This is a genomic window from Paenibacillus nuruki, assembly GCF_001721045.1.
In the GTDB taxonomy this organism is placed as follows: domain Bacteria; phylum Bacillota; class Bacilli; order Paenibacillales; family Paenibacillaceae; genus Saccharibacillus; species Saccharibacillus nuruki.
This window is the reverse complement of sequence record NZ_MDER01000047.1, coordinates 39,428-58,015: the sequence shown is the minus strand read 5'-3', so window position 1 is coordinate 58,015 and position 18,588 is coordinate 39,428. Positions and strand designations below refer to the sequence as shown.

Below are 18,588 nucleotides of genomic sequence, written 5' to 3'. Positions count from 1 at the left end.
GTTATGCATAGAATTGAAGTTTGGATCATTTAATTCCTCAATTTTAACACTTAATCTAGTCTTACCTGCTCCATTAGCTCCTAATAATACTATTGGTTTTCCAATTATGAAATTTTTGAAATTTTCTTCAGGTAACTTTACTGTTATTATACTCATACTTTTCCTCCTGTATTTTTATAAATTTGTAATTTAATTAAACAATTAAAAAAGGAGTTTAAAGTTAATTAAAACTAAAACTCCTTTCTCATTATTTAAGCATGAAATTGCATACCATCCAACACTTCTGCTACATAACCTGCACGAATTACAAAATCACCGAAATGCTCGCCAGCGATCCGTTCTTTGGCATATTGGTTCACCATCGGACGTAGTGAGTTCAAAATCTCTTCTTCACCAATGTTTTCTTTGTATAGCTTGTTTAGACGATGCCCTGTAAAGCTACCGCCTAAATACATATTGTATTTACCAGGAGCTTTACCGATAAATGAAATCTCCGCGAGTGCTGGGCGTGCGCATCCATTAGGACAACCTGTCATACGAATCACGATATCTTCATCACGTAGACCTGCTTCTTCTAAGATTGGTTCAATCTTATCAATCAATTCAGGTAAATAACGCTCTGCTTCTGCCATCGCCATTCCACATGTTGGTAACGATACACAAGCCATCGAATTACGACGAAGAGCAGAATAATGAGCACCTGCGGTTAATTGATGACGCTCAATCAGTTCTTCAATCTTTTTCTTTTTGCGATTGCTTACATTGCCGATAATTAGATTTTGGTTAGCAGTGAGGCGGAAGTCACCATCATGAATTTTGGCAATTTCACGTAAGCCTGTCATCAACTGATAATCACCATCATCCATAATCCGTCCATTTTGAATAAATAACGTCAGGTGGGATCTGCCATTACTGCCTTTCACCCAACCGTAACGATCTCCATTATGGTCAAAATGGAATGGACGTGCACTCTGCAACTGCCAACCTAGACGTTCATGTAATTCGTCTACAAACCACTGTAGACCACGATCATCAATCGTATACTTGAAACGAGCATGCTTACGTACCGCACGATCACCATAGTCACGCTGTATCGTGACTGTTTTCTCAGCTACATCAATCATTTGTTCTGGGGTGCAGAATCCGATCACTTTAGACACTTGCGGATATGTTTTGTCATCTCCGTGTGTCATGCCCATACCGCCACCCACTGAAACGTTGAATCCGAGCAATACATCATTTTCGACCACAGCGATAAATCCTAAATCTTGTGAAAATACATCAACATCATTAGAAGGTGGAACCGCAATCCCAATCTTGAACTTACGTGGCAAATAGACTGCGCCATAGATCGGTTCTGGTTCTACATCATTGCTGTCGATAATCTTCTCTTCATCCAACCAGATCTCGTGATACGCTCTTGTCTTCGGATCGAGATGATCACTGACTTTACAAGCCCACTCGTACACTTGAGCATGTACATCTGATTGATAGGGATTCGGGTTACACATCACATTACGGTTCACGTCTCCACAAGCCGCAAGTGTACTCAGTAGCGATTCATTGACTTCACGAATCGTATTTTTCAAATTCCATTTCAATACACCATGCAACTGAAATGATTGACGAGTCGTTAAGCGAATTGTATCATTGCCGTATTTATGAGAAATACTATCCATCATCAGCCATTGTTCCGGTGTCACCACACCACCAGAAGCACGCACACGTAGCATAAATTGATAAGCAGGTTCTAACTTCTGCTTATTACGTTCGGTACGTAAATCACGATCATCCTGCATGTAGCTACCATGATGCTTCATTAGACGGTTATCATCTTCTGGAATCGAACCGGTAATCGGATCTTTCAATGTTTCCTCTAAGCTACCTCGTAAATAATTACTATTGCGTTTGATATCCTCAACATCGCTATGCGCTCGATCATGTGGAGGATACGGTTTTTCTTTTTCTAGATTCCCCATCTAACTGTCTCCTCTCGATATCTACAGAATGAATCACGTTCAACCGCTTGGAACCTTGAACGTTTAATACACATCCCGTTGATAACGTTTTTCCTGTTGCATCCGTGTTAAATATTCAGTCGCTTCTTCAGGGCTTAATTGACCTTCTTGAGCGATAATTTGTTCAAGTGTTAAATGTACATCGTTCGCCATCTGTTTCTCATCACCACATACATAGATAGCCGCACCTTCTTGAAGCCACTCGAATAACTCTTTACTCCGTTCTAACATGCGGTGCTGTACATAGACTTTGTCAGCTGTATCACGTGAAAAAGCAACATCCATACGAGTTAACACACCATCTTTAAGCCAGCGTTGCCATTCGGTCTGATACAAGAAATCAGTAGCGAAATGCTGATCTCCATAGAATAACCATGACTTACCAGAAGCTCCTGTTTCTTCACGTTCTCCAACAAATGCTCTAAAAGGCGCTACTCCTGTACCCGGGCCGATCATAATAATCGGTGTCTCTGGATTCTCAGGTAGACGGAAATTATCATTATGCTGAATATAGACAGGTAAGGTGTCACCCGCTTCTAGACGCTCTGCCAAATGAACCGAGCATACACCATAACGTTCACGACCTCGTGCTTCATAACGAACCGCTCGAACAGTAACATGAACTTCTTCTGGGAAAGCTTGTGGACTACTTGCAATCGAATACAAACGTGCAGGAATTTTACGTAATACTGAAGTGAATTCTTGGGCAGACACGCCTGCAAAAGAATGATCTTGTATCAGATCCAGCAGATCAATGCCGCTGATATAAGCACGAAGGTCTTGTTCACGACCCGGTGCGACTAATGCTTTTAGTTCATCACTTGAAGATAATTCTGCTAATTGCTGAACAATCGGCTTGGTAACTGTTGTAATCTCATAATGATGAAGCAACGCTTCGTGTAGAGAAGCTTGATCACCATGTTTGCTAATCGTAACGATATCATCACTATTCCAGCTCATTGCAGAGATGATATCATTAACTAATTGCGGATGATTCTGTGGATAGACACCCAGACTATCGCCAGGTTGGTATTCCAGATGTGAACCTTCTAATGAAAGTTCAATATGGCGAGTCTCCCGACTGGAACCACGTCCGTTCAGGTTAAGGTTCTCCAATACTTCAGCTTGAAAAGGATTCGTCCGTGTATATTCTGATTCAACTGTACTGGATACCGCGGGTTGATCTGTCATAGCAGGGCTAGCTGAAGCAGTTGCCGATTGCGTCAAAGCAGCCAGTACATCATTCATCCATGCTGTTGCCGGTTCTTCGAAATCCACATCACAATCAACACGAGGTACAAGGCGTTCTGCACCCAACTCTGCTAAGCGCTTGTCGAAATCTTTTCCAGTCTGGCAAAAGAATTCATATGAAGTATCACCTAATCCCAACACTGCAAAACGTGCATGTTCTAATTGAGGCGCTCGTTTACTATGCACAAATTCGAAAAAAGGAATCGCATTATCCGGCGGATCTCCTTCTCCTTGAGTACTCACCACGATCAGCAGATTTTCTACTTTTTTCAATTGATTAGGCTTGAAGTCGCCCATCGATGAAAGTGTAATCTGAAAACCTTGCTCTTCTAATTTTTTAGACATCTTTTTCGCTAAGCCGTTACTATTACCGGTCTGTGATCCAAAAAGGATCGTTACGTCTTTGGAAAAGGATACCGTTTCTGTTGTTGTAGGGCTTGTCTCTACTGGCGTAGCAACAGCGCTTGCTGTTGTCGGACCTGCCGCCGTTTCAGGCAATGCCGCAATATATCCACTAAGCCAAATACGTTGTGTGGTATTTAGCGTAGGCAGAAGACGATTCAGCAGATCGACCTGCTCTTGATTAAAAGGACTATTCATCACTTGAAGTTCCAACAATATCCACCCCATCTGTAGCATCCTGCGATACTAATTCCTAGTATTGTGATCAGAATTAATTTACTTCTTTGAACTTATCATAGTGCGATGTAGCGGTCAATTGACTTCCAATCAGAATGCCTTATAGTACTTATCAGTTCTGCTGATAAACGGTGACCTATTTAATGCACAGTACCGAGTTGTTGTTCTACAAAAGTATAAAAGGCGATGAGATCAGCTTCAGATGTAAATGTAGCTTGTGCAGACAGATCACTTCCTCCACCTTTTCCATTAAATGTCGACAGATGCTCTTTAAAGAAAGCTCCGCATTTTAACTGAGGATGACCGTTCTGAGCTAGAAATACTTTGTATTCACTTGAAGTTGCCAAAAGTACAGTCAATGGTTGCTCAGCCATCAAGTTTGCTGCTATACGTTGCAAATCAGGTAATGTTTTGTGTTCAAACATATGAGTTAATTGTTGATTTTGAATCTGAGACGATAATTGCTTAGCTTCATGTATATCGTTAGCTTTACGCAATTGTTCTAATTCTGTTTTGAGTTGTTGTTGATCTTCTTCCCATTTGCCAAAGCGTTCTAGAATGTCTTTGCGACCAGTATTGAATTTGACAGCAAGCGTATTCAAAATATCCAGACTATCGTTATAATCTTGAAGAGCACGAGCACCGCATTTGAAATATAGACGGATACTCCCTTTTTGTTTTTCAGCTTTGAACAATTTGATGATGCCGATCTGCCCGGTTTGCGCTACATGTGTGCCTCCACAAGCATTATACTCAACACCTTCGATTTCCACGATTCGAATATGTTCAGTCACTTTAGGCATTTTGACGATGGGTAATTGAGCCAATTGTTCTTCATTAACGAAGTAACTGGTTACTGCTAGATTATTATAAATACGTTGATTAACCGCTTGCTCTAATGTAGTCATTTCTGCATCACTAAACGATGAACGGTCAATATCTATCGTGACCATATCTTGTCCCAAATGAAAACTAAGTGTCGGGGCATCGAATAATTGCAGTGCTGTCGCTGATAATAAATGCTGACCGGTATGATGTTGCATATGATCGAATCGACGTTCCCAGTTCAATTGACAGTCTGCTTGATCCTCGATTGGAAATCGCTCTACTTGATGCCAGATAACCTCTTCTTCTTTTACTACATCCAGTACAGCAATATCATTAATAATTCCTGTATCACAAGGCTGTCCTCCGCCATGTGGGTAAAAAGCAGTCTCTGCCAAACGAACAAAGTACTGCTGATCTTGTTCCTTGCGTTCGACAATCGTGGTTGTCCATTCTCGCAAAAATGAATCATTATAATATAAAATAGCTGACATAATCATTTCCTTTCTTCATATACACGTTCTGATTTATACTTCATTATCATATCTTGCCGATAGGGAGTCGTCTAGTGAACGTCATATCTATTCCGTCTCATACCCACGCAATCAATCATAATAAAAAAACGTTAGTGAAGTATCTGCAACAGATTCTACTACTGATCTGTTCAACACATACTTCATTAACGTTTAAGAGAAATGCTTGATCATTTGACGATGATTAATGCCGACTTCAGTAAAAGGTTCTCCGATCGACAAGTAATTCATTTTTTCATAAAAAGGAATAGCATTCTCACGCGCATGTAACATAATCGTTGTATATCCTTCAGTCACTGCTATATGTTCGGCGAGTTCGACCAACTTTTTACCCACTTGCTTTCCTCTAGCCGTTTCACTCACAGCAACCTGCTTCATCTGTAATTGCTGGGAATCAAGCGGACGTAATAACAGAACACCGATAGTGTCTTTATCAAGAGTGGCACAGATATGAATATCGTGTTGCTCCTGTTGCCACGGATCGTCCCAGATACTCAGTCCGAGAGGTTGCCGTAACACCTGATCACGTAATTCCAGACAAGCTCGATATTGATCTGTATTCCAATCAATACGCTGTACTTTCATATCCTCCATATGTTCCTCCACCTATACTTGGTTTATTCAGTCTGGCTTTTGCGATTAGAACGACTCTGGCTATGTTTTAATAATAATTTCATTTTAGGTTCGACTAACCATTTGAAAAGGTAACGGATACTGCTAAAAGATAATACCATCGTTAACATAATGCCTAAAGGAATTAATAATAACTTCTCAGTCGTCGTTGTAAAATGAGCATAAGCATCGCCTGCTGTCAGATACAATACAATAAATCCGTGTAGGAGATACGTATATAGCGTATTTGTCCCCATCGTCGATATCCATGGAAGTGAGCGCTGAGGAATCAAAATCATTACCATTCCACCAATCAGTACAGCAGCCACATAGACAGCAACTCGATAAAGTCCAGCACTCCATTCAGGATGTCCTAACGATTCATAGGAGAAGCTTCCGAAAAACCATTCTTTTTTATACATATAACCATACGAAGATATTATCACATACGTTAATATCAATCCGACGCCTGAAATGATACGCATTGTAGTGGTACGCAACTTCTCGATCCATGATTTATCCATATAATAACCGATGAGAAAGAAAGGGAAAAACACAAGTGTACGCGATACGCTGGCGTAATATTGAGCATCATTTGCATATCCAGCAAGTATAGCGATCCCAATAACAATAGGTAGAGCATAACGAATACGAATAATATAAGGCATTGCGACTTTCCACAAAATCATACTTAAAAAGAACCACATCAACCAGTAAGGGGTAAAATAAGAAAACTTCAATTCTGCTCGATCATATATCCAGAAATCAAATAACGAATATAATGACTCAAACAGCAAATAAGGCACAATTAATCGACTGATAACTTTATTTAAATAATCACCGCTACCAATATTTTTAGCAAAGTAACCGGATATCAGCACGAATAAGGGAATATGAAATGTATAAATCATCAAATAAATCGGTCGCAGTACTGGATCTTCATTTAAAGGCTCAATTAAATGACCAATAACGACCAATGTAATCAGAAGGAATTTTAAATTATCAAAATAATAATCTCTCGTGTTCATCTCTTTCGCTCCTTTGCTAGAAGAAAAATGCTATCAAAGACTAGCCGTTCTTCTAGTTCTGTGCTGAGAGGGCACGTTATTATAGGGGTATCTATAGGAATTGAATTGTAAATTTATGCATGTTTTACCCTACAATATTGTTCGTGAATCGCTAACACATTTCGTACGATTATAACAATGCTTGTATGACTATGCCACTTTAGCGTATCACCCAGATCATTTTCCAAATGCAAAAAGCCCTGTTAAATGATGCATTAACAGAGCTTTTTGATGTGATTATAAATGGAGAATACATCTGATGTTATCAACTGATAGGCTTCTGTGTATACGTGAAATGATAATGACCAGAACCAATCGTTACAGAAACAGCGCTTTGGATTTCTTGTACAGTCTGAATCCCTTGAACATCCTGTAATGACTGATCATTTTCTTGGATCGAAGATAATAGCGCATTCTCTAAGATAACGTCAGCAGTGGTATTTGGCGGAATAATGACTTCCAGTTGCCGCTTCTCCCCACTTTCTATCCAACTACATAAAATAGTACCGTAAGCAGACTCTAACGTCGCCCGGGCAGAAGTAATCTCTCCTTCTCCATACAGCGGATGAATCTTAACTTTCTTGTAAGCTGGAAGACTCTCATCCATATCGAGGCCTGCTACATAACGATACAACCATTCTCCTATAGCGCCATAGGCATAATGATTATACGAGTTCATATCGTCCGGCCAGAATGAACCGTCTGGCTTAATACTGTCCCAATGTTCCCAGATCGTTGTGGCGCCTTTGGAAAGAGGATATAACCAGGATGGGTATTGTTCTTGGAGTAATAACTTGATCGCTGTATCGTGATACCCATGATCTGACAATGCAAAGCACAGATACGGTGTGCCTACAAATCCAGTTGTTAAATGATAACCATTTTGGATCACTAAACGATTCAATTCTAAAGCAGTACGTTGTTGATCATGTTCATCTAGCAAATCAAACATTAAGGCAAGAGCATGTGCAGTCTGTGTCGGTGCAGCTAAACGTCCGGCAGGCGTTACAAATTCATGACGGTACGCTTGAATAATCTGCTGAAGACGTTCGCTGTACAATTGTTCATCTTCTACTTCTCCCAACACGACAGCCGTATCACGTACAATCCGTGTAGAATAAGCAAAATAGGAAGTCGCTACCAGATCCGTAGGCGTTGATCCCATATAACTATTTTCTTTAGCATCCAATGCTAACCAATCGCCAAAATGAAATCCTGTATTCCATAGATGCTGATTATTGCCTTGATTGTAAATATAGTCGACCCATGCCTTCATACTGCTATATTGTTCTTGCAATAACTTCTTATCTCCATAATGCAAATACATAACCCACGGACAGATAACAGCCGCATCGCCCCATGCCGCTGAACCAGGCAGTTCTGTATCCCCTTTCTCCTCGTCTAACACACTTAGCACATCAGGCACAACAAAAGGTACGCTACCATTAGAGCGCTGATCTGCACTAAGATCACGTAACCATTTCTGGAAAAAAGGTGCGATATTATAATTGTAAGCTGCTGTACGTATAAATACCTGTGCATCACCTGTCCAGCCTAAGCGCTCATCTCGTTGTGGGCAATCGGTAGGCACATCCAGAAAATTTCCTCGCTGCCCCCAGACAATATTGCTTTGCAACTGATTGATTAGCGGATGAGAACATTCAAATGAACCAGCAATAGGCATATCTGAATGCATCACTTCTCCAGTGAACACTTCCAGTAATTGCCGATTAGTGAGATGATCCAGTCCTTCGACTTGAACATAACGAAATCCTTGAAACGAAAAACGAGGAGCATGACTGATCTGACGATCTTGTGTATCATCAGCTATATAATGAACCGCCTGCTTGGCAGTTCGCAAGTTTCCTCGATAAAAGTTCCCTTGTTGATCTAGAATTTCAGCATGATATAAGGTATACGATGCGCCAGTAGGTAATACACCTGTAAAACGTACTCGTCCTACCATATTCTGCCCCATATCCAATACTGTTTCTCCAGCAGGTGTATGTATAACATCTACAGGAGTCAACACTTCAGTCACTCGAACAGCCCAATTTTCTTGAGCAATCAGATGATGATAAGGTAGTTCTAACACCTTCACTTTGGACCACTCTGAAGCATCAAATAACGGTTGATCCCAACCTTGCTGTTCTAAGGAAGCATCATAATGTTCTCCATCGTAAATAGAAGCTAGTGTAATAGGACTGGGTGCACTTTGCCATGATGTATCTGTACCTATGATTACTTCTTGTCCATCCTCATACCGAAGATGAAGCTGTAACAATAACGCTGTATGTTCTCCGTAATGCTGACGCTGATTCTCCCAACCGAGACGACCGCTATACCATCCATCCGCTAGACTTACCCCTATCGCATTGTCTCCCATGTGCAGATATGCTGTCACATCATAAGTCTGATACTGATGACGATGGTTATAACTTGTCCATCCCGGTGTAAACCATTCATTTCCTACACGTGTCCCATTGATCATCAGCTCATATAATCCAGCCGCTGTGGCATAGATACGTGCAGAGATCGGTTGACTGGGTAGATCCAATGACTTGCGTAGTTGAAAAACAGATTCGGGTTGCGCATTATGCCATTCTTGCTCAGCCGTAATCCACTCTGCTTGCCACTCTGACTGATCAAAGAAAGCCGTCTCCCACCATTGAATAGCACTCCATGCTGACGTTCTTTCCGATTGATCTTGAACTTGGACACGATAATAATAACGTGTTTGAGATTGTAAAGGTGAGCCTGCATACTGAACTTGAATCGATTGATCGCTTTTCACATGTCCAGAATCCCAACAGAGTTGTTGCCAGTTCTGGATATCTTGCGATACCTGTATCCGATAACTAGCTTGTACAGTGGCTCGCTGATCCGATTGAATGATCCAGCTAAATTGAGGATGAGATTGATCGCTACCTAACCATTCGTTACGATATTCGCATTGCAGTTGTATCACTTCTAATCCACTAGGTTGTAACAGAGTATCTTTTATTCGACCCACGCTCCTTCTATCCTAAGATATATACATCTACGAGATGATCTTTTCTTGAGATGAATTCCTTTTTATCATACGATAGTTGTAAGCGTTTAACATGGCGTATTCGGACATCATTAGATGGTGAATCAGACATTAGAAAGGACAGAATAACATCTTATGACAATCAAACGCAGAATAGATACGCTGATAGGCGACTACTTTTTCAACAAAGAAATTCCGATCTATATTAATCGAGTCGCAGAATCATATGAACTGCATGAACATATTCATGATTTTTTAGAATTAAATTATGTAAGTGAAGGTACAGGAAGTCATGTCATTAATGGTGTGACCTCTTCTGTCAAAAAAGGAGACCTATTTCTTCTGCCGATGGGCATCTCTCATGTATATCGCCCTTCCACAGCCAGTGATGCCGATCCGTTGATTGTATACAATTGTGTGGTTGATGCGGATTCGCTATTAGAGGTGTTGTCTACTTATCCGGGAAGTGAAGTGATTAAGCCTTTATTAAAAGAAACGCAATATCGTTACTATGATGATCGCTGGCAACAATTTCAGCGGTTATTTGAGCAAGTGTACGAAGAATATCAGCGAGGTCGTGAAGGTTGGGTGATATCGGTCTATACCTATGTTATTCAGATTTTGATTCATTTACAGCGCTTGGATACAGAAACTCAATTACGGATACAACCCTCCTCTTCAGGATGGGAAGATATAGTGCATGAACTTCATACTAATTATGCCGGGTCTATTACTGTATCGGAGATGGCGGCAAAAATGAAAGTCAGTGTTCGTCAGCTTCATCGCTTATTTGTTAAGCATACTGGAGCATCAATGTCTCATTATGTACAGAAGATACGTATTCAAGCAGCTTGTGATTTGTTGCGAACTACAGATCTGTTGATTAGTGAGGTCAGCGAGCAGGTTGGGTATCATGATGTATCTTATTTTCATGCTTTATTCAAAAGAAAAACCGGCTCTGCTCCGAAAGCATATCGCCGGTTAGTTCGTTCTAGGAGTTTAGAAAATGATTAACTATTTACAGTATTACGAATCTGAGCCACTTCGCTAATAATTTCATAAGAGCGTAGTCTAGCCTGATGATCGTACAACATACCTGTTACAATCAATTCATCTGCACCTGTATCTGCAATATATTGTGTTAATTGTTCTTTTACTTTTTCAGGGCCACCTTTGATCGTAGAGCGTAGTTGTTGCTCCACTGCATCTTTTTCATAAGGTGTCCATTTGCTAGACATATCTGTAGGCGGTTGAACTTGACCTGTTTTGCCACGAATAATATTCAAGAATTGCTGTTGCATCGTGGTACCTAACCATTCTGCTTCTTCATCGGTATCGGCAGCAATTGCATTGACACCCACCATAGCATATGGTTTGTCCAAAATAGCAGATGGTTCAAAATGATGACGATAGACAGCTAATGCACGCTGTGTATAATCTGGTGAGAAATGACCTGCAAAAGCAAACGGCAATCCTTTTTGACCAGCTAATTGAGCACTAAAATCACTAGAACCTAACAACCAGATCGGAATATTTAAGCCTTCGCCGGGTACAGCACGAATCGGTGCGTGATAAGAAGTCGCTGATGCATCAAAAAAGGAAGTTAATTCTTGTAACAATTCAGGGAAATCTTCTCCACTGTCCAATTGACGGCGTAATGCAAGTGTTGTACGACGGTCACTACCTGGCGCACGTCCAAGCCCTAGATCAATCCGACCTGGATACATCGATTCCAAAGTACCGAATTGCTCTGCAATCACAAGTGGCGCATGGTTTGGAAGCATGATTCCACCAGAACCGACACGAATAGTTGAAGTTCCTGCGGCTAAATAGCCAATAACTACTGAAGTTGCTGAACTCGCAATCCCGGGCATATTATGATGCTCGGCAACCCAGTACCGATTGTAGCCCCATTTTTCAGCATGTTGTGCCATATCTAGACTGTTTTTAAAAGCTTCGCCTGCGGTTGATCCTGCTGTAATAGGCGCAAGGTCAAGTACAGATATTGGTATATTTCCTAATGTATTAGTAGAATGTGATGAATCTGAATGTTGGTGTTGTTCAGACATAATGAATACCTCCTTCTTGTTAATTATGGATGGTCTTATGGATTCACTATCTCTATAGTATACACCTAATTGTTATTAATTATAAGTTATTTATTAAAAATAACTAAATATCTTCTCAATCATTCTATATTTTTGGATATATCTTCGCCACAAATGACCTGATTACGACCTGCCTTTTTCGCTTCATACAAATAATGATCAGCAATAGCGAGCAATTCTGAACTCGATTGAGCGTGATCGGTAATCGTCGCAATACCGATACTGGCTGTCACCGGTAAGTTACCTGTAATCGGGCTCCAATCTGCTGAACGAATCGCTTCACATAACATATTCGCATACACACGTCCTTGCTTAAGATCCGTTTCCGGGAAGACGGCTACAAATTCTTCTCCACCAATTCGGGCTACAGCTCCAAGCGATGGAATCGTCAAAGACAGTATCTTAGCGACATGAACAAGTACAATATCGCCGACTTCATGAGACAATGTATCATTGATTAATTTGAAAAAATCCAGATCGATCATCGCTACGGTTAGAGGTTGATTGAGTACAATGCACCGTTCTAGCAATTTGTTCATATGCACATCCATAAAACGGCGATTATGCAATCCTGTCAACGGATCACGCAGTGCCATTTCTTTGAAATACTCACTATCTCGCTTCGCTTCTTCAGCATCGTACACAATCTGCAATATCCGTGCTCTGGTCTCGCGCTGTGTAGAACGTAACGTTTCGTTTTCTTTGAAAAACATACGATGTTCTTCATAAGCTTCTTGGTAGCGATTGGAAGCGGCATACCATTCTGAACGTTCCAACCGTACTTTGACACTAAGACGACCCAGCCCGTGTTCTTCTGAAATATGAGCAGCTTCATTTAGCGTTTTCTCAGCTTCATGCAACTTTCCTTGCAGACGTTGTGCTTTGGCAACCGTTAATAGACATTCGGGCAATGTAGCCAGTTCACCTAATTTGCGTCTACCTACCGGCTCATCTAACAAAGGTTTTAACGTTTTTTCAGCTTCTTCTGGACGACCGGCTTGAATTTCAATAACAGCGATTGTATCTAATTGTTGCGCTTCTAAAGGTACTTTATGTTTAACACTGAGTTCACGCATTTGATCAATTAATTTGAGTGTCTCAGGAATATTTTCACGTTCATAATGGGTATACGCCATATTATTGAGAACGAACATCGATATCTGAAAATCATTAGTATTGGTAGCGATCTCTAGCACTTCTTGAAAACGATGCACTGAATCTTCATATGCGCCTACTTCATCTAACGTCAAAGCCAGTGTCATTAGATGATCTGCACGGATCGGCAAAGAAGCATCTTCTGGCAAATATTTAAAGCCGATCACAGCATTTTCCAGAGCACTTTCGCTATCTCCGATACGTCTATAAAAAGCGGCTAATAAGCGATGACTACGTGCTAATAAATAATGATGATTATGATCAAGTGCCCATTTATTGATCGTACGGATTTTGCGTCCACCTTCTGCAATTTTACCTTGTCTGCCCATAATATCTGCATGAATGAGTTGAGTACGAATAATCAAATCTTCAACATTAAGCGACTTAGCAATTTCCAGACTTTTGCGAACTTCATAGACCGAAAGATTAACATTACGATAAGGCATCATTTCAAGCGTTTCTAGTAGTGTGGCAAAAGACTCAGGAGTATGCACAATAGATGCATCGCTCAATAAGGATTTGGTATGCAATTCACGATTAAATATAGCTTTGTCCTGATCGGAAGATTGTGAGTATTCATATTTTTCGGACAAAATATTTCCTCCTTATAGCCCGTCATCATGAGATCATTATGCATAGGGTTTTATAAACTTAACAATGTAATACTTATATTACCATTATGTATATCTAGAAAGAATAGTGTCTTGTCTACCTTATGCTATTCCAGATACAAGAAGCAAGATTGATGTTAGCTATTTGTAAGGATAATCAGCAATATTAGCTTAACACCAGTATTTAGAAGGTCAATAGCGATGCAAATAAACCTTTAGAGGTTTTTCATTGTAAAGTTTGGTACACTAGAAATAAAAAATTCTCAGAAAGTGAGAGCACATGAAACGATATTCGCCATACATCGAGTTTGATCGTAAGGAATGGGCTTCCTTAAAAGATCACGATACACCACTATCTTTGACCGAGGTTGAATTAGAAAAACTACGTGGATTAAATGAACAGGTCTCTCTCCAGGAAGTGGAAGAGGTCTATTTACCGCTGACTCATCTGATTCATCTTTACGTGGGTGCTTCTCAACAGCTCCACCAACTAACGACTTCTTTTTTACAGAAAAAAGCCCGTAAAACGCCTTACATTATTGGGATTGCTGGTAGTGTCGCTGTAGGCAAAAGTACCACAGCACGCTTGATCCAGACCTTGCTTACCCGCTGGGACACGCATCGGAAAGTCGATCTGGTGACCACAGATGGTTTTCTGTATCCGAATGCGGTTCTTGAAGAGAATGGGATTATGAATCGGAAAGGATTCCCTGAAAGTTACGATATTAAGCGCTTAATTCAGTTTATTGGAGAAGTGAAATCCGGTAAACCGAAAGTAAAAGCACCTAAGTATTCACATTTAACTTATGATATTCTGCCCGATGAAGAAAGTGTCATCGATCATCCTGATATTCTGATTGTTGAAGGAATCAATGTTTTGCAGGTGAAAAAAGACAGTCCGCTATTCGTGAGCGACTTCTTCGACTTCTCGATCTTTATTGATGCAGAAGAGAAAAATATTGCTCGTTGGTATGTAGAGCGCTTCCAATTGTTACGCCAGACTGCTTTTCAGAATCCAGACTCTTATTTCCATTCTCGATTTGCAGATTTGTCTGAAGAAGAAGCTTTAGTGGTTGCTAACCATACATGGGAATCGATCAACGCCAAAAATCTACATGAAAATATCCTTCCTACCAAAGGACGCGCACAGCTGATTTTGAAAAAGGAAGCCAATCATACGATTCAAAATATCTATTTACGCAAATTATAAATAAAGAGATAGTTACGACTGGAGATGAATGAGATGCAAACGATACTGATTATAGGTTGTATGATGATGGTTTTAGCGGTCGCATTGGGGGCTTTTGGCGCTCATGCCCTTAAGAAAAAGCTAAACGCAGATATGATGAAAGTATACGAGACAGGTGTACAATACCATATTGCGCATGGATTAGGTATGTTAGTGATAGGGACACTCGGACATAATCTCACCCATTCTTCGCTGGCTGTAACCGCAGGTTGGTTGCTGTTTGTGGGAATTATTTTATTTTCAGGAAGCTTATATGTACTTAGCTTTACCGGTGTTCGGAAATTAGGTGCGATTACTCCTCTCGGTGGTCTTGCTTTTATCGCTGGATGGATCGTATTGTTAGTGGCTGTTATGCAAGGGTAAGGATTTCTCACTATCTGGATGAATTGATAGAATCTACTTGAAGATGACTTTCCACAATCTCCAAAAAATAAAGCCTTGAACTTCGATACGGTTATGCGATATGCATACCGTTGAAGTTGAAGGCTTTTTTGTACATCATATTTGCTTCATACAGATAAAGTGCGATTATTGAGTAACTTTTACAGTGATGGCTTCGCTTTTCGTAACGCCAGAAGCATTGACCAATTCAGCCACATACTCATACGTACCTACTGGACGATCTGTGATACCACTAATGGCATGTTGCGCTTGAGGTGAACCTTCTTTTAGAGATTGAGTATCGATCAATTTACCATTTTCATATAAACGATATTCTGATCCATTCGTTCCCCACCATAGGTTCATACTCACTTGATAGTTACCGTCTCCATCCCAGTTATCATTCGATAATACGGACTTGGCAGGAGAAGCATCGGTTACGTTAACCACCAAAGGTTGGCTTTTCGTTGTACCGAATGAATTGGTTAATTCTAAAGTATACGTATACGAACCATTTACTTTACCTTTGATATCAGCTTGTACTACTTGTGCATTAGGTGATTGATCGGCAAGCTTTCCACTGCTGATCACTTGATCATTTTCATACAATTTATACGTAGAACCGTTATTGCCCCACCACATATTCATTGTAACTGTATAATTACCATCTTTAATTCCTGTGTCATGCCCATTATTGTCAGATAATACAGGTGTTCCTGGTACATCTGTTGCTAATGGATCTGTCACAACGGGTGGTTCTGTTGGTTCTGTAGGATCTGTTGGGTTGGTAGGATCAGTAGGTGTTGTTGCCACAGATGTAATGTCTGCTGCACTTCTTGGCTTCAATTGGAATACACCTTTGAAAATAGTAGCTACTCCAGTAATATCTACAAACTGTCCATTTTGATAAGCAAAGTTCGCTTGTGTTAAGCCTGTGCGTGCGTCTACACGTGCATGTGTAGTTGCAGGTTGATCACCATATACATTGCTTGTTACATCAAATTCGAAAGAACCTGTAGGTGTAGCTGCAACGATATTGCTGATCTGTACATTTTTCAATTGTACCAATTGTCCTTGATTATACGTGTCTACAGCTACTGCTGTTTTTGCTGTAGGCAATGATGCAGTACCTGTTTTCTCGATACTTACCGGATCGGTCAATTCAAGCTCTGTATTGTACAAAGCTAATGGAGCTGTGACTTTGATAACATCTCCTTGATGAAATCCAGCTTGATTCTGGTAAACATAAATACCTGCTGTGTTATCTTGCAAATAAAAAGCTTGTCCACCAAAAGCACCTGGCTCTGTCGTTACAACGCCTTCAATCGTAACCACTTTACCTTCTGCTTGAGTACGAGCATTCGCTACGGTTGTTAATGCCGGTGCTGGTTGTACTCCACCATTTTCCGCTGGCAAAGGTTCAGCAGGCACATTTGCAATCGTTACCGGAGTGGTTACTAGATTGCTACCATTCAGTCTTACACGTAGACTTGCTGTTCCTGTTGTGCCCGGCTTCACGCGGACCGTAATGTCTTTGTAAGCATGACCTTTGCTATCTGCGGTCAAGCTGTACGTTGAGCTGTATCCATAAGAAGTAGGCCATGTACCATCAGGATTCTGTACTTGCCCTACTTGTGTACCTCCTGTTAAGAAAATACCGCTACTGTAACCTGTGACTGTACTATTTGCTGCTAGGTTGTCAGCGACAATACGAATCTGGAAAGGTTCAGCATTTGGCAACTCTGCTTGATGTACAAGACTATAAGTTGGCGATGTTACTGATACTGCACTGCCATAAGCACCTGGCTTAAATGTGGAAGAATCCCACCATTTGTATCCAGCCGCTGGAGCTGACCAAGGTTCTGCTTGAGGTTCAGTTGATGTCTGTGGAGCCTCGATTGGCAATAATGTCGTTGGTTGATCCAATTGTAGACCTTCTACTTGATCAAAGCTTGTATAGGTTTCTTTATCGGATAGCCAGTTGATCGTATTCACAAGCAATACGCCATCATCTACTTCTTTAAATCCATCATACGTTGTTTTTTTAGTGCCTGTTTCTTCACGTAGATATTTCGGAGAAGCATCTTCTACAGGTGAAGAATCACCGATAAATGCTGCTTTACCTCCTCCTAATTTGGAGACTGCTACATAAGGGCCTTCTGCAACACCGCCACCATTGTATACCCCTTGATCGACAGCATTACCCCACGCTGCATTCGTTTCTGGCAAGTAAACAATTCCTTTAGCTTTGGCTGGATCTGTAATAGCAAGTGTAGAACCGGCATGCATCGCTACACTACCTACACCTTCTGTAATTCCAAAAGCTTGATTCGGTGCAACCACTTGGTTAGCATTGATATCTCCTAAAGCGTTATAACGATAACGAATCCCGAAGTTATCAGATAACCAATCAGAGCTTGCTACCCCTTGCATCGCCGCAGAATTTTTCTCTTCTGTGCTCATGCCTTTCGTTGGATCTTCCCAAGCGCCACGACGGAAACCATTGATTGCTTCTGATCCGTCCCAACGGTTTTTGTTACGATCGGCATTATAATGATCACCTACGAAGAAAATACTGCCACCGCTTTCAACATATTGTTTCATCGCAGCTTGTTCTGTTGTTTTGAACGGAACGTTAGGTTCTGCGATAACAAATACATCGTATTCACTCAAGTCACTGTATGTGATTGGTGTACTTTTGCGAAGTTCTTTCACATAGTAACCATCATTTGCGAGTGCATTTGCAAAATCTGAAAATCCGCCGTCGATGACCCAATCGGCTGCCCCTGCTGTCTGAGCATGACTGTTATCGAACAATACTTTTTTACCTGCATTCTCGTTAACCACTTTGGCTGCGATAAAAGGTGCTGGATCTGTAGGTCCTTCAGCATGAACTGCTGTTAATCCACCAAGCAAGCCTGTTTGCATTGGTAAAGCAATTGCCACCATTAGAGCATACTTTACCCAGCTTGATTTTATTCCACTACGTGTTACCATGTTTTGCCTCCTATGTACTGAAAGAATAGATATCTAACTCATATTATCATGGAAATATATTCAAAAGTAAGCTATTTTGTAAAAAAAGCAAAATAATTGGGTAATATTTTA

Annotated in this window: 12 protein-coding genes; 3 read left to right on the top strand and 9 right to left on the bottom strand. The window is 40.7% G+C overall.

The window, feature by feature from the left end:
- Window positions 1-251: 251 nt before the first annotated feature.
- From cysI to PTI45_RS14450, 6 genes are all read right to left on the bottom strand, one after another.
- Window positions 252-1,979: an assimilatory sulfite reductase (NADPH) hemoprotein subunit gene (cysI, locus tag PTI45_RS14475; protein ID WP_069328315.1), complete on the bottom strand. Its 1,728-nt coding sequence runs from the start codon at window positions 1,977-1,979 to the stop codon at window positions 252-254.
- A gap of 63 nt (window positions 1,980-2,042) precedes the next feature.
- Window positions 2,043-3,884 (bottom strand): assimilatory sulfite reductase (NADPH) flavoprotein subunit, encoded by a 1,842-nt coding sequence (locus PTI45_RS14470; RefSeq protein WP_069328320.1) that lies wholly within the window; start codon window positions 3,882-3,884, stop codon window positions 2,043-2,045.
- 164 nt (window positions 3,885-4,048) lie between these two features.
- Complete coding sequence (locus PTI45_RS14465; protein ID WP_069328314.1) at window positions 4,049-5,227, bottom strand: alanyl-tRNA editing protein; 1,179 nt, start codon at window positions 5,225-5,227, stop codon at window positions 4,049-4,051.
- A gap of 192 nt (window positions 5,228-5,419) precedes the next feature.
- Window positions 5,420-5,860, bottom strand: a complete 441-nt coding sequence (locus PTI45_RS14460) for a GNAT family N-acetyltransferase (RefSeq protein ID WP_069328313.1) — start codon at window positions 5,858-5,860, stop codon at window positions 5,420-5,422.
- A gap of 23 nt (window positions 5,861-5,883) precedes the next feature.
- Window positions 5,884-6,906: an acyltransferase family protein gene (locus PTI45_RS14455; RefSeq protein ID WP_069328312.1), complete on the bottom strand. Its 1,023-nt coding sequence runs from the start codon at window positions 6,904-6,906 to the stop codon at window positions 5,884-5,886.
- Window positions 6,907-7,210: 304 nt separating this feature from the next.
- Window positions 7,211-9,958: an alpha-L-rhamnosidase gene (locus tag PTI45_RS14450; RefSeq protein ID WP_245703489.1), complete on the bottom strand. Its 2,748-nt coding sequence runs from the start codon at window positions 9,956-9,958 to the stop codon at window positions 7,211-7,213.
- Between the two features lie 153 nt (window positions 9,959-10,111).
- Here PTI45_RS14450 and PTI45_RS14445 point away from each other — a divergent pair, with 153 nt between their 5' ends.
- Window positions 10,112-10,990 carry an AraC family transcriptional regulator gene (locus tag PTI45_RS14445; protein WP_069328311.1) on the top strand — a complete coding sequence of 293 codons (879 nt, stop codon included), beginning with the start codon at window positions 10,112-10,114 and terminating at the stop codon, window positions 10,988-10,990.
- Here PTI45_RS14445 and PTI45_RS14440 read toward each other — a convergent pair.
- Both PTI45_RS14440 and PTI45_RS14435 read right to left on the bottom strand, forming a co-directional pair.
- Entirely contained in the window at window positions 10,987-12,045 is a 1,059-nt protein-coding gene (locus tag PTI45_RS14440) for an LLM class flavin-dependent oxidoreductase (RefSeq protein ID WP_069328310.1), read from the bottom strand. The genes PTI45_RS14445 and PTI45_RS14440 overlap by 4 nt on opposite strands.
- 119 nt (window positions 12,046-12,164) lie before the next feature.
- Window positions 12,165-13,832, bottom strand: coding sequence for a diguanylate cyclase (locus tag PTI45_RS14435; RefSeq protein ID WP_069328309.1), 1,668 nt, complete (start codon window positions 13,830-13,832; stop codon window positions 12,165-12,167).
- A gap of 298 nt (window positions 13,833-14,130) precedes the next feature.
- Here PTI45_RS14435 and coaA point away from each other — a divergent pair, with 298 nt between their 5' ends.
- Together coaA and PTI45_RS14425 are read left to right on the top strand one after the other, a co-directional pair.
- A complete protein-coding gene (coaA, locus tag PTI45_RS14430) occupies window positions 14,131-15,060 on the top strand; it encodes a type I pantothenate kinase (protein ID WP_069328308.1) in 930 nt (309 codons plus the stop codon).
- A gap of 33 nt (window positions 15,061-15,093) precedes the next feature.
- On the top strand, window positions 15,094-15,462 hold the full coding sequence (locus tag PTI45_RS14425; protein WP_069328307.1) for a DUF423 domain-containing protein: 369 nt from the start codon (window positions 15,094-15,096) through the stop codon (window positions 15,460-15,462).
- A 165-nt stretch (window positions 15,463-15,627) separates the two neighbouring features.
- On the opposite strand, the gene PTI45_RS14420 is transcribed toward PTI45_RS14425, so the two are convergent.
- The gene (locus PTI45_RS14420; RefSeq protein ID WP_069328306.1) at window positions 15,628-18,477 is read right to left on the bottom strand and encodes a chitinase N-terminal domain-containing protein; all 2,850 of its coding nucleotides are present in this window, start codon (window positions 18,475-18,477) and stop codon (window positions 15,628-15,630) included.
- Window positions 18,478-18,588: the final 111 nt, after the last annotated feature.

What these genes read in the sequence shown, in the direction of transcription:
- PTI45_RS14425 (WP_069328307.1), top strand. Translation starts at nt 15,094, where the DNA reads ATGCAAACGATACTGATTATAGGTTGTATGATGATGGTTTTAGCGGTC.
- PTI45_RS14420 (WP_069328306.1), bottom strand. Translation starts at nt 18,477, where the DNA reads ATGGTAACACGTAGTGGAATAAAATCAAGCTGGGTAAAGTATGCTCTA.
- cysI (WP_069328315.1), bottom strand. Translation starts at nt 1,979, where the DNA reads ATGGGGAATCTAGAAAAAGAAAAACCGTATCCTCCACATGATCGAGCG.
- PTI45_RS14445 (WP_069328311.1), top strand. Translation starts at nt 10,112, where the DNA reads ATGACAATCAAACGCAGAATAGATACGCTGATAGGCGACTACTTTTTC.
- coaA (WP_069328308.1), top strand. Translation starts at nt 14,131, where the DNA reads ATGAAACGATATTCGCCATACATCGAGTTTGATCGTAAGGAATGGGCT.
- PTI45_RS14465 (WP_069328314.1), bottom strand. Translation starts at nt 5,227, where the DNA reads ATGTCAGCTATTTTATATTATAATGATTCATTTTTGCGAGAATGGACA.
- PTI45_RS14460 (WP_069328313.1), bottom strand. Translation starts at nt 5,860, where the DNA reads ATGGAGGATATGAAAGTACAGCGTATTGATTGGAATACAGATCAATAT.
- PTI45_RS14440 (WP_069328310.1), bottom strand. Translation starts at nt 12,045, where the DNA reads ATGTCTGAACAACACCAACATTCAGATTCATCACATTCTACTAATACA.
- PTI45_RS14455 (WP_069328312.1), bottom strand. Translation starts at nt 6,906, where the DNA reads ATGAACACGAGAGATTATTATTTTGATAATTTAAAATTCCTTCTGATT.